Below are 16,336 nucleotides of genomic sequence, written 5' to 3' on the forward strand. Positions count from 1 at the left end.
ACTTAAATAATTTCTTATCTATATTTATAGCAAAATACATGCCATATTTTTTATTTTAGTCCATTTTTTCATTTCAATATTGTGTATACATTGAAATAACTAGCTTTAATTATATATTTTTTTTATTTATATGAAGGTTTTATATTTTTTTCACTTGGTAAATGGATGACAATTTCGCAAAAAGACAAAAAAAAATCTCAAAATGAGATTCTATATCATTTTGAGACGATTACTATTTTAATAATTACTATTTTTTAGATTCTGAAGGCTTAAACAACCACTACTTTTTATATACTACTACCTTTTATATACTACTACTTTTTGTTTATATTTAAATTTTATATCACTTTTTATTATATTCTTATATCACTTTATATCACTAAGAAATTATATTGTATTTTTCAATTTTTCTATATAATGTAGCTCTTGATATTCCAAGTGCCTTAGCTGTTAATTCTTTATCTCTTTTATAATCTTTGTATTTATTTAAAGCTTTTATTATCTCAATTTTCTCAAGTTCATCTAGTGGAATTATCTTATCACTTCTAACTTCTAATTCTTCTATAGATGTATTTTTAATCTTTTGAGGAATTACATTCATCGTAATTATTGGAGATGAAGACATATTTACACTGTATTCAATAATATTCTGCAATTCTCTTATATTGCCTGGCCACTTATATTCAATCATAGCATCAACAACCCTAGTGTCTATATCAATAACATTTTTATCTAGTTTTTTTGAGTATTCCTTAATCATATGCTTTATTATAAGTGGTATATCATCTTTTCTTTCTCTTAAACTTGGGAGCTTTATTGGTATAACATTTAATCTATAATATAAATCTTCTCTAAAAGTTTCATTTTGAACCATTTTTTCTAAATCTTTATTTGTCGCAGCAATAATTCTTACATCTATCAGAACATTTGATTTACTTCCAATCTTATTGAGCTCTTTTTCTTGTAATACCCTCAACAACTTTGACTGTAAATGCAAGCTCATATCTCCTATTTCATCCAAAAATATGCTTCCTTTATGGGCTATTTCAAACATACCAAGTTTTCCACCTTTTTTAGCCCCTGTAAAAGCACCTTCTTCATATCCAAATAATTCACTCTCTAATAAATTATCCGGTATTGCTGCACAGTTTACAGCTATAAAAGGATTATCTACCCTATTACTATGGTTGTGTATAGCTCTTGCAAATAGCTCTTTACCTGTTCCACTTTCACCAGTAATAAGTACTGTTGAAGTGGATTTAGAAGCCATTAGGGCTTCTTTTTTTGAATTTCTTATAGCTATACTCTCTCCAATTATATTTTCCAGTTTTATCTTATAATCTTTGTTCATCTTATTGTAGTTTTTTATAGCATCTCTTTTATCTATAAAGTCAATAACATATCCTTTTAGTTCATTTTTTAATACTATTTTATTTATGTTATATATCCCCTTTGAATCATATCCGTATCTTCTATAAAAAAAGCTACATGATTTGTCCTTCTTAAAGTTATTTATAGAAGGTTTCTTTATAAAATCTAGCTCAGTGAATATATCTTTCCCAGTTATATTGTCCTTTAGATTAAAAAGCTCTTTAAACTTTGAATTATATTTATCAATCTTACCATCTACATCAATGGACACAACAGCTTTATCCATATTGTTTAATAAAGTCTCTAATTTTTTCTTTTCTAACTCTAACTCGTACGTTTTAATTTGAGCTTTTAGTTTATTGGATATCAAGTCTGCCATCTTACATAAAAAGTTTATAAGTCCACTTTTGTTATTTTCTATAATCTGTGCTTGTTCTTTTGTAAAGGCTATAAGACCTATAACACCATAAGACTCTCCATCACATATAATTGGGCAACATACTTCTGCAAACTCCACACAGACATTATTTTTATAACATTCTCTACATATATCACTGCTCTTTGGGTCATCAATTAGTATTGTAATTTGTTCTGTAAGTGACTTTTTAAAAGCTGTATATTTATCTACTTTTTCACCTATTTTGTCCACATATATACCTGTCCCTGCAATCCTAAATAAGTTTCTATTTACTATAGTTACATCTATATTGAGCACTGAAACTATAGCTTCAGCTATGTTCTGAATATCAGATTTTATATATTCTAAATCTATCATAGTTATCATTCCTTATTTTTTCTTAACATGAGTATTTGTCTTATTTCCTTAAGGATTAAATATATCTTATTTAAAGTAAATTGAATTGACATTAGGATTACAAAGAGCATAACAATTATTATTAACTCATAATTTATTTCCATATCTACATCTCCTTATAACAAAAGACTAGGCTTAACCTAGTCTTTTATATTATATCCATATTTATATTTTAACTCATTTATCTTCTTTTTCCCACATAAATATATTTTAATTTATTTGACTCTTTAATCATACCATCAAAATTTAATCTTGAAAATATATTAAATACTTCATGTGGATAGTGAATCTTTGCTACAGAACCACAAAATTTATGCTTAAGATAGTTTAGTTTAACTTTTAAATTTTTTAAGTTTAAATCTTCTAATATAACCTCTCCATTACCTTTTAAAACTCTTTGTATTTCAGATGAAGCTTTTTCACAATCTGTAATAACATTAAATTGGTCTACTATTATTATCTTGTTGAACTGATTATCATCAAATGGCAAAAACTCTAACTTACCTTTAACTACATTGCAATTTTCATTATATACTAAAGAATAACATACATCTTCATAGTTACTATTCTCTAATATCGTTACAGAAGTACCAAGACCTCTCAGTCTCTTGCCTAGGTTTCCTATATGACCAACAAGCAATATTTTATCCCCTACATTATACTCAATTGTATCTAAAAAACATTCTAATTCATCAGATGTATATTTAGCTTTAACTGGCTGTTTATTTATCTGATATAATATGCTTTTCACAATGCTTCACCTCTTCATTTTCTCAATTATAAATTATGTACAGATTACATTATAATAAATGGCGAGCAACTATTCAAGAGATATTTCATTAGTATTTTTTTAAACAATCTTTATTTATTTTTAATGTATTATTATAGCAAATTTATTAGTTTTTTTGATGAAAAAACAATATATTTTTAATATTTAGTCATTATTATTTTCATCTAATTTTTTTATTTTTGATATAGATACTTCATATGCCATTTTTTTCACTACGTTATCCTCATCTATTTTTTTCTCATACTCTCTACTTTGAACTCTACCCCAAAGCTGTATTCTATCACCAACTTTTAAGTTTTTTGCAAACTTTGCATTTCTTCCCCAAACTATTGATGGTATATAATCAGATTTATTATAAGGTCTGTTTATAGCCACTAATAAATCAGTTATTTCCCTTCCTAAAGGAGTTTTCCTATACACAGGTTCTTTACATACATACCCATCTAGAAATATGCTGTTTGGGTCCTTATTTTCCTCCTCTATAGCCTTTATTTCTCTAACAAATACTGTAAGCACTAATCTATTTTTATTATTTAAGGTTTTATTATATGATCTCAATTGACCTACAACATTGACTAAATTTTGTTTATTAATATCAATATCTTGAAGAAGTCTTTCTGACACAGTCATAGGAAGTGTATCAAAGGAATCACTTAATCTGTTTATCTTTATTTTCACGTTATAAAATTTCTCTCCAAATATCTCATGGCTAAATTCTAGCTTATTGTCTAACTCCCCTCTTAAGTTTACTACGTTATTCTCATCTTTAACAGCTATCATATTTTATCCCTCCACAATTGTTAATTCTTATATTTCTGGTATCAGCTTATATAATAAATATATTTGTGAGTGATGTATTTTATTACAAATCTTTGATTGCTGTTTAAAACTTTTTATTTATTTATAAATTTCATTTAATCTTTTGATTTAAGCCTATAAAATTGTCCTATTATTTATATAATATATTATTTGTTTTAACCAAAATTGATTATTAAATTGCTTCTTATCCACTTTTTAAGTCATATATAACTCAACACTAATTTATACACATAAGCAATATCAATATTTTAAATTAATTCAAACGATTCAGATAATTATCAAGTCATTATAAACTCAATTTTCTTCAGTTATAAGTTATATTCGACTTATTATACTAATATTTTTGCTAATATACATCAATATATTAACTTTTTTATTTCATCTAGCATTAAATTTAAATATTTAATTTCAGTTTACAGCCTAACTTTAGAAAATATAGCTACATTTATACTAAATTTATATATATATTGCATAATTGGCACACTAGTTGCTTTATATAATTATATCTAATAAATAAAAAACTGCCTTAGAACATTAATATTAACGTTCCAAAGCAGTTTATAATTTTTATTGTTAGCTGTAATATTTAATAAATACTAAGCAGTCTTTTTATTTTTATTTGCAGCCATTATCATTGTAGCAGAAGTGTAAGCTATAACTATTATTACTAATGCTTTTAATATATCCATTGGTAAAGTTTTTACTATATATGCCGCTACGAAAACTCCTATTAAACCACAGATAGCTATTATAACTGATGCTTTTTTAGTATATGCATCTTCTTTTATGAACTTCATACTTGCAACTGGCATTAATAATGCACAAGAACCCATAACTATTGGGAACGCAACTTTTGCAGACATTCCTAAGAAGTAAACCATTGCCATACCTGGAGCATATAGACCTATACCAGCTGTCATTAAAGCACCTAATATAAAGTTACCTAATACACCTATTACTAATTTAACACCAGTAAGACCTAATTCATTTCCTCCACCTGGTAATACATTAACCCAAGGATGACCTAATAACATTAATATTGCTGTTAATGCTAGAGTCACACCCATAACCATTTGTATCTTTCTTTCGTCCATTTTAGCTATTATTCCTGCACCTATGTATGAACCAACTGCTGCTGCTACAACCATAGATACTAGAGTTACACCATCAACTGGTATGATTGATGTGAATATAAATGCTTCAGTAACAACTGGGATAGTATGTGCTACGTTTAACGTACCAGGCATTTTCTTATCTGGTATGTTTAATTTTAAAGCTTTTGACATTGCTATTGTTGGAGCAAATGAGCCTATTCCTAATGTATCAAAGAAATCTGTTATAAATCCTGTTACAGCAACTTTTGGAGTACTTTGTTCTTCTAGTTTCCCCTCTTTGTTTGCTTTAGCTACGTCTTTACCAAATACAACTGCAAAGATTGCTGCGAATACTACGTATAATGCCTTTAAGATTGCTACCATAATCCATCCTCCTATTTTTTTATTTTTTTATATATTCTGAATCTTATAGCCTAAAATCTATAGAATAGTAACCAACAAGAGGTTACTATTCTATTTTAATTTCCCAATTTATTTGTTTCTATTTAAGAATAAATCCATGTTTAAGTGGATCTTCTTCATCTATTACAAAATGATTAAATCCAGTTATATAAGCAGAACCACTTATCTTAGGTACTACAGCATTGAAATCTGCAACTTTAGTTTCTTCAACTATTTCACCTTTGAATAAAGTTCCTAATATACTTTCATATACGAATTTTTCTCCTACTTTTAATTCACCTTTAGCATGTAAAGTAGCTAATTTAGCACTTGTTCCAGTTCCACATGGAGATCTGTCAACTTGACCTTGACCAAATATAACTACGTTTTTGTAAGTAGCTTCTGGATGAGTTGGCTCATCATATATTTCAACTAAATCTACAGTTTTTATATGAGCTAAAGTTGGATGTTGTATTTCTATTTTTTCATTTATTATATCTCTAAGTTTCATAGCTAGTTCAGTTAATTTACCAGCATTTTGAGGTTCTATTTTTAAACCTAATTGACTTGCATGTATTATAGCAAAGAAGCTTCCACCAAATGATATATCAAATTTAACTGTTCCAACACCTGGTAAGTCAACTTCAACACCTTCTTTATATAAGAAAGCTGGTACGTTTAAGAATGATACTTCTTTAGCTTTTCCATCTACAACTGTAACATCTCCTCTTATTATTCCTGCTGGAGCTTCCATAACTACATGAGTTACAGGCTCTACTGCTGGAACTACACCTGTTTCTATAGCTGCTGTCATAGCTCCTATTGTACCATGGCCACACATATTAAGGTATCCGCCACCGTCCATGAAGATTATTCCAAAGTCAGCATCTGGACAACAAGGTTGAGTCATTACAGAACCAAACATATCATTATGTCCTCTTGGCTCTAACATTATAGCAGTTCTTAAATAATCTAGATTTTTTTCTAAATATTCTTTTTTCTCAGGCATAGAATTTCCTTTTATGTTAGGTATTCCACCCACAACTATTCTAGTTGCTTCTCCTGCTGTATGAGAGTCTATAGCTTGTATACTTCTGCTAAATTTCATATCAAATTCCCCCTTAGGTTTATTTTGCGTTTTTACGCATTTTTAGTTTTAGAAAAGCTAATGCTTTTTTTACATCAACTTCATCCATGTGATTGTCTCCAACTACTTCTGTTTCTATGTAGCCTGTTGTCTTTTTATAATCAATTATGGTAGCTTTATCTAAATACTGATTAGTAACTACTAAACCATCTGCTCCCATAATAGTAAGACCTACTGTAGGTATGTCTAATTTTACAAACTCTGATATAGCATTTGTAAAATCAATATGCTGGTTTCCTGCCATGTCTAAGGTTATAATCACTCCATCAGGTCTCAATGCTTCAATCCATCTTCCAAGCCTGGCTGATAAAAATGATTTCCATTCATTGTGCTCTGATGTACCAACTACAACTACTCCTAGCAAATCTACGTCAGGATCATTGTCTATTAAATCAAGTAATGGGTCTCTAAAAATCTGAAGTGATGTGTTTTTCATTGATGTAGAAATTCCCACAAAACTCATCCCCTTACTTAAATTTTTTATCCATGTTTTCTCATTTTTAATTTTAAAAACGCTAAAGCTTTTTTAGCATCAATCTCATTTGTGTTGTTTTCTCCAACAACTTCTGTCTCAATACCTTCTTTTGATTTGTTCATATCAACTATGGTATTCATATATTGATTACTTACAACAAATTTAGCTTGAGTACCATTAAATGTCACTCCAACTACAGGTATATCTCTTTTTCCTATTTCTTCAAATGTATTAGCATAGTCAACATGTGAGTTTCCCCAACCATCTGAAGATACTATAGCTCCATCTACTCTCATAGCCTCCAGCCAAGCGGCTGTTCTCTGTCCTACAAAAGTTTTGTTTTCATTTCCATCTGGAGTTCCTACTACTATTACTCCAAGTAAATCTACATCCTTATCACTTTCAACTATATCCAAAAGTGGGTCTCTAAAGTGATGAAGAGATGTTTCTTTTGTTGAAGGTCCTATTCCCATAATATCCACCTCTCTTAAGTCATAGCTCTAAGGGCACCATCTCTATATTCATTAGGAGATATAATCATAGGTACATTTCCCATATCTATAATTGATGTTCCTCCTTCAAAACCACTAGGTTCCTTTGAGAATAACTGATTGTCATACATAGCCCCTTGACCTGCTATTTGTTTTACTATGACAACCTTTTTTGCATTTGGTCGAATTTTGTCAAAATATTCACGAACTTGAGTAGCATTTCTTCCGTCTTCCATTTTCAAAGACGTTCTTATTTCTTGTATAAAATCATCACATGCTTTAAATGCCGCAAGTGGAAGTGTTCTTTCAAAAGGTAAACCTCCCTTAAGAGTTACATCCACATGGATTATATAATCTTCAACTGATGGAGTCCCATATCTACCAAACACCATTTGTTCACTCAAAATTCCTTCTGAAGAACCAAATTCATGCATTTGATTTCCATCTTCGTCTGCACCAGTTAGCATTACGTATACACCAGTTAAAGTATGTGTAATTCCCTCTCCCAATCTGCCTAAAACTTTGGTTGATATTGGTATAATGTCCATAATAGTATTAATTTCCCTATCATAATCTCCAGGTTTTATAATATCTACTTTTATATCTGTTATTAAATCTTCTCTTGCTTTTATTTCATCTATACTTGATAAATCAATTGTAAGTACATCTTTCTTTATAGAAGTTTTTGAACCGAAATTAACTTCATTCATATGAAACGGTTTTATAACAAGTCTTCTCATTATTTTTTCTTCCATAATATCCACCTTTGTTCTTAAAACCCCTCTCCTAATTATGTAGGAGAAGGGTTCTATATTTTCAAATATAAATTACATTTTAAACGTGAGCTTTATATTCGTATGGTAATGGAACTATCTTACCAGCAGATGGTATTGCAACTAATTGCTCTAATGTATCTCTTAATATATGTGTTTGCATTTCTATGTTATGTGGTTCACCAGCATTAGCACCCATTGGAACTAATGGAGCAACTGCTCTAGGAGTTCCGTTTTGTCTAACTACTGGAGGAAGAGCTGCGATTATTATTGTAGGTATTCCAGCTTCCTCTATTGCTCTCTGCACGATCACGGCAGTTCTATGGCAAGTACCTCAGCCAGCTGTCATGACTACACCGTCTACTCCCTCTTCTTTAAGTTTAGCAGCGATAGCAGGACCAGTTTCTTCAGTGAAGACATGTTGGTTTCCTCCACCACCCATGAATGCATAGTGCATAGGAGCTACTGCTTTTATAAATCCTTCTGCAGCTAATTCATGTAATCTATCTATAGGGAACATACAGTTTATATCTTTATTTACATCTCCATTATCGTATCCACCATGTGATACCATCATTTCATCAACTGTAGCTGTGTTAGGTACAGCTCTAAAAGTAGTATCTCCTGCTAGATTAAATCTCTTGTCAGATTTTAAGTGAACACCAGCTGCTGTAGCTAAAGCTATAGTCATATCTTTTAATTCTTTAGTTACAGGAGTCCAAACTGGAGGAGGTGTTATTGGAACAAATATTTCAGATTGAAGTCCTTGTACTGTTGTAAGGCTCATATATTTCCTCTCCCTTCTATTTTCAAACGATTAATTATTATTTTTCTTCTTCTTGCTTCTTTTTAGCTTGCATTTCTGCTTGCTTTTCTTTTTCTCTCCTAATATTTTCTACATACTCATGATTAGGTTCTGGACTTAATACCTCAGGATAGCTTAGCATGAATCCAACCTCTTGACCTATCTTAAGTTCGTAGTCAGTTATAAGCATTCTATTAGGTATTTTAAATTGTCCAAGTCTACCTTTTAGGTCTATAGTTACTCCACCACCCATGATTTCGACTATAACACCCTCATAAAAAGTCTCTGATGAGATATATTTTAATCTATCCATTATAATTTTACCTCTCTATACTTATTTTAAACTTGGATCTAAATTTATATTGTTATCTAAATCTTAGTTATTATCTAAATTTTAGTTTTCGTCTTTTTCGTATATTTCTCTTCTCTTCTTACTCATTGGTAAAGATTGCTCATTATCTTCTAATACTATTTTTTCTCCTGTAGCTTTTTCTATAGCCTCTATGTTATTTAACTTAACATTTGGATTCCATTTTCTTTCAGGAGCTTTAACTTCTACACCTGCAATAGCATTTTTAAGCATAGCCATGATTCTTACAGCTTCTTCTGGAGCTAATGTATTGTTTGATAATATTTCATTTTCTATACCTTGCTTAGACTTGTTATTGTCTACCATGTGAGTCATGTATTTATTACCAACAACTAGAGCACCTTGAACTGCTGAATAAGTTACACCAACTACTGGTATACCTCTCATACCTATTTGCTCTATGTGAGATGCGAAATCTATATGGTTGTTTCCGAAACCTTCAGTAGTTACTACAGCTCCATCAACTTCCATAGCTTCAACTAACATACCTAATCTCTTAGATACATAGAATTTCTCAGCATTTACTTGTGGAGAACCAACAAATACAACACCTACTAAATCTATTTCTTCATCTTGCATAGCTCTTATTACTAATGGCTCTCTCCAGTAATGTCTTGACATTTCTTTTGATGCAGGTCCTATACAAGTTAATGCATGGATACCACCATCTAATACTTCAAGTGGAGATAATACAACTGGCATGTTTCCTAAGTCAACGTTTGGTTGAGCTCCTAATGTACCAACTGGTTCAACTGGTAATATTAAGTTATCATGCATTGCACCTTGTCCCATTATTTCTTTTATAACAACAACTTTCTTTTTACCTTCTCTTCTGTATTGCTCGATTACTTCTTCGTCTACTACTAAAGAGTTGTCAACTTTCTTTAAAGCTTCTCTTATCTCTTGAGTTATATAATCAAAAGCACGGTGAGCAGCTAAAGGTCCTGGTCTTTCCATGTTAGTTCCAGCTTTTATTGTTACTTGACCTTTGATGAATATTTCACCTTTGTCAGCAGCACCTGGTCTACCCCACATTATAGTAGTGTTTAATTCACCTTCTGAAGAACCGAATTCACCTATTTGAACTCCATCTTCATCTGTACCAGTTAATACCATTATAGCTCCATCTATAACTCTTGTTATACCTGAACCTAATTCGCCTTCTTCTTTAGTAGCGATTGGTTGTATATCTAATACAGCCTCACTGTAAGTTTCATACTTATCAGGAGTTATTATTTCTAATTTAACATCAACAACTAATTCTTGAGTGTCATTAGCTTCTTTACATATTTCTGCTGCATTTCTGATGTATAAAGTAGTTCCTTCTATTTTAGTTTCATCAGCAAATTCAACTTTGTCTATTTTAAAGTGTTTTTTAGTTAAGCTTCTTAATAATTTCTTTTCTTCAGCTTTTGGAGCTACTTCTGCTACTGCACCTGCTACTGGAGCAGCAACGTTTGCTACTGGAGCAACAACTCCTGCTTGACCAGCTACTGATAAAGGTATTTCTAAGCTTATATCTTTACCTTCACCTATGTGTATTTTAACTGTTTCACCTAAAACTCCTGTGCTTACTGGCACTACTGCTTCTAAAGTTGCTGGAGCTTCTTCTACTACTGCTTCTTCTACTACTTCTTTAGCTTCTCCTGCTTTGTATCCTTCTACATTTTCTGTAGTCATTGGAGATAGAGCATCTAAAGTTTCTTTTAACTTAGCTCCTAGTACTTGACCTATAGTTAATCCATTTTCTGGTATTGTTAATAATCCAGAATCCTCTAAGTCTGCAAATATTGCTGGATCTTCTAAGTTTTCTGGTGCTATTATTGTTCCCGCTTCAAATCTACAACAACATACTGCTGGGTCATTTGCATGGGCTTGAGCTGTTTCTAAAGTTATTGACATAGTATAAAATACCTCCTTACATTATTTTCTTATTTATTATTTTAAATCTCGATTCCTCAACAGGTAACCCCTTAACTGAGGAATCAAGTAAATTAAAACCGGCTTTAATAGTTATATTTTGACTATTATTTTTGTGATACTACTCCCATTTGAGCAGCTATTGTCAAAGGTATTTCTAAGTTTATATCTTTACCTTCTTTTATGTGTATTTTTATTACTTGACCTGTTGTAGCTTGAACTGTCGCACCTTGAGTTGGTGTTACTTGAGCTACTGGAGCTTCTACTTCTTTAGCAGATTCTTCAGTATCTGTTTCTGCTACTTTATATCCTTCTACATTATCTGTAGTCATTGGAGATAATGCATCTAAAGTTTTTGTTAATTTAGCTCCTAATACTTGACCAACTGTTAAATGATTTTCTGGAATAACTAATAATCCTGAATCTTCTAAATCTCCAAATATTGCTGGGTCTTCTAAATTTTCTGGTGCTATTATTGTTCCTTCTTCAAATCTACAGCAGCATACTGCTGGGTCATTTGCATGGGCTTGAGCTGTTTCTAAAGTTATTGACATAATAAAATGCCTCCTTCATTTGATTTTAATTTATATTGATGCCTCAACACTCTCAATAATTAACATATTTACTGTTCCCTACTAACAGCCCAAAGTGTCAAGACCTTTTAACCTACATAAATCATCATAATTAATACTATTTTTTTCTCATTTGAAGTCACTTTATATATAAGCAATTCCTATGCCAACTTATTAACAAAAAGATATTTTCTATAATACAACCTTCCTTTATCGCTATTTTTAGCCAAATATTATATAAATATTTATTTACAATACCCTGTTTTTTATGTTTGGAAACATTTTCTCAAAACAAAAAAAGTGTCAATTAATCAACACTTTTTTATTTTTTTTAACACAGCCACATATATCACACTACTCCAAGCATTGATTTTGCTTGGTTTGAAATTAAAGATTATTATTTTGTCAAAATTTAGTCACGTGTCATATTTTAGACACATCTATTTTATACTGATCTATCTTATAATATAACGTTGTTCTTGGTATGTTTAATATTTTAGCAGCCTTAGCTTTATTTCCATTAGACATTTTAAGTGCCTTTGTTATATTTTTTACTTCAATCTTTTGAGTAGCTTTCGTCAAATCTAGAGGATATTCTTCTTCCTCCGTATTGTTATTTCTAGAATCCATCATATAGCTTGGTACATCATCTACTTCTATTCTAGGATTTTGGGATAAGACAACAATATTTTCAATTGTGTTTTTCAATTCCCTTATATTCCCTTTCCATCTATAATTTTGAAATATATCAATTACATCTTTACTTATTGTAAGAACAGGCTTATTATTTTGTTTGCATATTTCTTCCAAGAAACTATGCACTAATAATCCTACATCTTCTTTTCTCTCTCTAAGGGGTGGTATTTTTATTTCCACAACATTTAATCTATAATATAAATCTTCTCTAAATTTTTCTGCTTTTACCATTTTTTCTAAATCTTTATTAGTAGCTGATATTATTCTAGGATTTATTTTTATTGTGGTATCTCCACCAACTCGTCTTATTTCTTTTTCTTGCAATACTCTAAGCAATTTAGCTTGCATACTAAGAGGTAAATCTGCGATTTCATCTAAAAATACTGTCCCATCCTTCGCAAGTTCAAATATACCTATTCTACCTTTTTTACTTGCTCCAGTGAATGCACCCGATTCATAACCAAAAAATTCGCTTTCAAATAATTCATTTGGTATAGCACTACAGTTAACAGGTATAAATTGACCTTTTCTCTCACTATAATCATGAATAGCTCTAGCAAATACTTCTTTACCTGTACCACTTTCGCCCCAAATGAATATACTACTGTTGGTTCTAGCTACTTGCTTTGCAATCGCTTTCGATTTTTCCAATTTATAACTTTTACCTAAAATCTTGTCAAAGCTACCTTTAGATAAATTTTTTACTTCATCTTTTAAATATTTTAATGTATCATTTACTTTCTCAAGTTCAAGAGCTAATATTTTAGCTTCTGTAACATCTACTTCAGTACATACAACACCAATAAATTCTTCTTTATAAAATATAGGATTTGCATGAACTAATGCATACATGTTTTCTTTTTTGTCAGTAAAATATAAATCACTCATACCGACTTTACTATTCAATACTTTTTCTGAAATAGTATTTTCCAAAAACTCGTTCATCGGTCGACCCACTATGTCTTCAGACTTTATATCATACCTTTCTTCCATAAAATTATTCCATAAAATTACAACACCTTCATTATTTATAGCACAAATTCCTTCTTTAATCTGACCTATAATGTATTTTAAAGTCAATCCATAATCTTCTAAGTGCATGTATAAATAATCTCTAATATGCTCTTGTTTCAAGACACCAATAATTTTATTATCTCTAAGCACAGGAAGAATCCCTATATTTTTTAATATCATTATATCTCTACACTCATCTAAGGTTAAGCCTTCACTGACATATATAACATCTTTTTTCATTATAAGTTTTACTGGTTGGCCTTCATATTTCTTATGCATCTCATAAAGATTGTGTATATCAGTCATAGATATAATGCCTTTTAATTCACTAGATGAATCTATTACCATTAGAGTTTTTGTATTGCTTCTTATCATTTCTTTTATTGCACTTTCTATTTTTGTGTCTTCGTCTATAGTTGTAAATTTTGTATCCATTACTTCTTCTACTTTTTTTACTTCTGGTATCGAAAACATAAAGTCCCCCCTTTATAGTAGTACCTCATCAAAACTTATTTATACATATTTATTCTAGCATATTATAATAATAATTTATTGAATAATTAATATTAAAATTTCTTAAGAGATTAATATCTAAATTTGTATAATCCCTAAAATTGATATTTAATTCATACAAATAAAATGAAATGAATTATATACTTAGTACATTACTTTTTCAATACTATCTTCACCTTCAAACCATTTTTCTATTCATAAAACAGTCAGTGTATACTTTAAAATAAGTTATACTTACGCAAAAAAAATTGTCTCAAAACGATTTTTAAATCAATTTGAGACAATGTATTTTTAAACTTAATAATAAATAATAATCTAGATTAATTTTTTGCTCTTTTACATTGATACCCTAATCCACAAATTGCAATTATACCAATAAATACATATGACATTATTTGAGTTTCGTCACTTGTTTTTGGCGATTTTACCACAGTATCATCTGTTGGTGGTACTGGTGGGTTTATCACAGTATCATCTGTTGGTTTTACTGATGTATCTACCACAGTATCACCTGTTGGTGGTACTGGTGGATTTACCACAGTATCATCTGTTGGTGGTACTGGCGGATTTATCACAGTATCATCTGTCGGTGGCACTGGTGGATTTATTACAGTATCATCTGTTGGTGGTACTGGTGGGTTTATCACTGTGTCATCTGTCGGTGGTGATGGATTATGTCCATTTGAGTCTCCTCCTCCTGATGGTGGTACTGGTGGATTTACAGTATCATCTGTTGGTGGCACTGGTGGATTTACATCTGAACCTCCATCTGTTGGTAAACCTATATTAAAGTTAACTTCTTCACCATTCTTTTGTTCTATTGTATAGCTCAATAAATTTTGTTTACTCATTGGTAATAAAGATGAATGGTCTTTCTTTCCAAAATCAAAAACTGACTTATAATATTGAATAGCTTTAGGGAAAATATAATCATAAGATACCGCAGAGATATTAGCCTTTACATCTGGCTTTTCAACACTTTTAAGTATAAATTTATGTTGTGTTGAAACTTCTACTTCACCTGTACCTATTATATTACCATCTTCGTCATAAGCAGTTACTCCATTTGGTAATCTTAATTTAACTACACCACTATAACCCACTAAAGCTATAGCTTTTGTTTCATAAGTTCCATCCTCATTTTTATCAAATTCAATATCAGTTGAACCATTGCTTAGGCTAGGTTTTCCTGTATCATCTGGCTTTAGTTGTTTATGACCTGCTTCTAACAATGCTTCTAAATAAGCTTTTGTATTTATTGCTTGTTCTTTACCTTTTTGATATTTAGCTTTTTCTTCTTCAGTCTTTGCACTTTCTATAAGTGTATCATAAAGGTTTATACTTCCTTGATATTGTTTAAGTTTGGCTTGTTCATCCACTTGTCCAAGTATAATCCATATTGCACTTTGAGTAGCTGAATGAACTATATAGTCATTCTCTTCTCCACCCAAGTTAAATTGTTGTTTATATCCAAATCCATCAAATTCAGAACCTGCATAGATTATAGATTTAACTGCATCTTCATTTTGATTTTCTTGACCATTAAAATCTTCTGCTGGTAAATATGGACTCTTACCATCACTAGTTGGAGATTTTAAATGATTATTATAACAAAAAGCAGTTTGTTCGCCATCTTCTCCATCTATAATATATTTGTTATCTTTAGTACTTGCACCTATAAGACCCTTTACTATGTAATCAAAAGTTAGCGTCTTTGTAACATTATCAAATCTTATATCATAATAAGGTCTATCTGAACCATCTTCTTTTAGTAAGCATGTATTTTTTACTTTTGCTTTTTTATCATACCATAGATGTATATTTTGATCTTTTGAAGTAAGTACTTGTCTAATTTCTGATTGTTCATCTTTTTTTACAGAGTCTTCATCTTCCCAGAAATTATATACAATTTTATTTATCTGAGATAAAGTCATATCAAGAATTTTCTCAATATTATGCTTTAAGTTCATTTCTTCTACTACTAGTTTTTCTTCTGGAATTTGTTCTTCTAAAGGCTGTTCTCCTTCTGGAGTTTGACCTTCTGATGGTTGTTCTCCTTCTGGAGTTTGTCCTTCTGATGGCTGTTCTCCCTCTGGAGTTTGTCCGTCTGATGGTTGTTCTCCCTCTGGAGTTTGTCCATCTGATGGTTGTTCTCCCTCTGGAGTTTGTCCGTCTGATGGTTGTTCTCCCTCTGGAGTTTGTCCGTCTGATGGTTGTTCTCCCTCTGGAGTTTGTCCGTCTGATGGTTGTTCTCCCTCTGGAGTTTGTCC

At 30.7% G+C, this 16,336-nt stretch carries 13 protein-coding genes and 1 pseudogene; all 14 read right to left on the reverse strand.

The genetic code is table 11. The features are described 5' to 3' along the window. Positions 1–379: 379 nt before the first annotated feature. Positions 380–2,155: a sigma 54-interacting transcriptional regulator gene (locus KGF41_RS15150; protein ID WP_227828328.1), complete on the reverse strand. Its 1,776-nt coding sequence runs from the start codon at positions 2,153–2,155 to the stop codon at positions 380–382. A 211-nt stretch (positions 2,156–2,366) separates the two neighbouring features. Further along, entirely contained in the window at positions 2,367–2,936 is a 570-nt protein-coding gene (locus KGF41_RS15155; protein WP_227828327.1) for a class I SAM-dependent methyltransferase, read from the reverse strand. Between the two features lie 183 nt (positions 2,937–3,119). After that, positions 3,120–3,755, reverse strand: a complete 636-nt coding sequence (locus KGF41_RS15160) for a single-stranded DNA-binding protein (RefSeq protein ID WP_227433712.1) — start codon at positions 3,753–3,755, stop codon at positions 3,120–3,122. A 635-nt stretch (positions 3,756–4,390) separates the two neighbouring features. Beyond that, positions 4,391–5,272, reverse strand: coding sequence for a TSUP family transporter (locus KGF41_RS15165; protein ID WP_227828326.1), 882 nt, complete (start codon positions 5,270–5,272; stop codon positions 4,391–4,393). Positions 5,273–5,390: 118 nt separating this feature from the next. Next, positions 5,391–6,398, reverse strand: a complete 1,008-nt coding sequence (locus KGF41_RS15170; protein ID WP_227828325.1) for a proline racemase — start codon at positions 6,396–6,398, stop codon at positions 5,391–5,393. Positions 6,399–6,417: 19 nt separating this feature from the next. After that, positions 6,418–6,891 carry a glycine/sarcosine/betaine reductase component B subunit gene (locus KGF41_RS15175; RefSeq protein WP_413840878.1) on the reverse strand — a complete coding sequence of 158 codons (474 nt, stop codon included), beginning with the start codon at positions 6,889–6,891 and terminating at the stop codon, positions 6,418–6,420. A 26-nt stretch (positions 6,892–6,917) separates the two neighbouring features. Continuing rightward, positions 6,918–7,385, reverse strand: coding sequence for a glycine/sarcosine/betaine reductase component B subunit (locus tag KGF41_RS20950; RefSeq protein ID WP_054271688.1), 468 nt, complete (start codon positions 7,383–7,385; stop codon positions 6,918–6,920). 14 nt (positions 7,386–7,399) lie between these two features. Next, positions 7,400–8,158, reverse strand: a complete 759-nt coding sequence (gene prdD / locus KGF41_RS20955) for a proline reductase cluster protein PrdD (protein ID WP_255287823.1) — start codon at positions 8,156–8,158, stop codon at positions 7,400–7,402. A 79-nt stretch (positions 8,159–8,237) separates the two neighbouring features. Beyond that, entirely contained in the window at positions 8,238–8,963 is a 726-nt protein-coding gene (gene prdB / locus KGF41_RS15185) for a D-proline reductase (dithiol) protein PrdB (protein WP_079739805.1), read from the reverse strand. A gap of 37 nt (positions 8,964–9,000) precedes the next feature. Then, positions 9,001–9,294 (reverse strand): CBO2463/CBO2479 domain-containing protein, encoded by a 294-nt coding sequence (locus tag KGF41_RS15190; RefSeq protein WP_227433709.1) that lies wholly within the window; start codon positions 9,292–9,294, stop codon positions 9,001–9,003. 81 nt (positions 9,295–9,375) lie between these two features. Next, entirely contained in the window at positions 9,376–11,253 is a 1,878-nt protein-coding gene (prdA, locus tag KGF41_RS15195; RefSeq protein WP_227828323.1) for a D-proline reductase (dithiol) proprotein PrdA, read from the reverse strand. Positions 11,254–11,563: 310 nt separating this feature from the next. Beyond that, a pseudogene (locus KGF41_RS21165) lies at positions 11,564–11,825 on the reverse strand (D-proline reductase (dithiol) proprotein PrdA); the annotation flags it as partial. A gap of 441 nt (positions 11,826–12,266) precedes the next feature. Beyond that, on the reverse strand, positions 12,267–14,027 hold the full coding sequence (gene prdR, locus KGF41_RS15205; protein ID WP_227828321.1) for a sigma-54 dependent transcriptional regulator PrdR: 1,761 nt from the start codon (positions 14,025–14,027) through the stop codon (positions 12,267–12,269). A 359-nt stretch (positions 14,028–14,386) separates the two neighbouring features. Continuing rightward, positions 14,387–16,336 (reverse strand): Cys-Gln thioester bond-forming surface protein (locus KGF41_RS15210; RefSeq protein WP_227856935.1); only part of this gene is annotated, 1,950 nt, incomplete at its 5' end.

It is taken from the genome of Clostridioides sp. ZZV14-6150 (genome assembly GCF_020657875.1).
Taxonomy (GTDB): Bacteria; Bacillota; Clostridia; order Peptostreptococcales; family Peptostreptococcaceae; genus Clostridioides.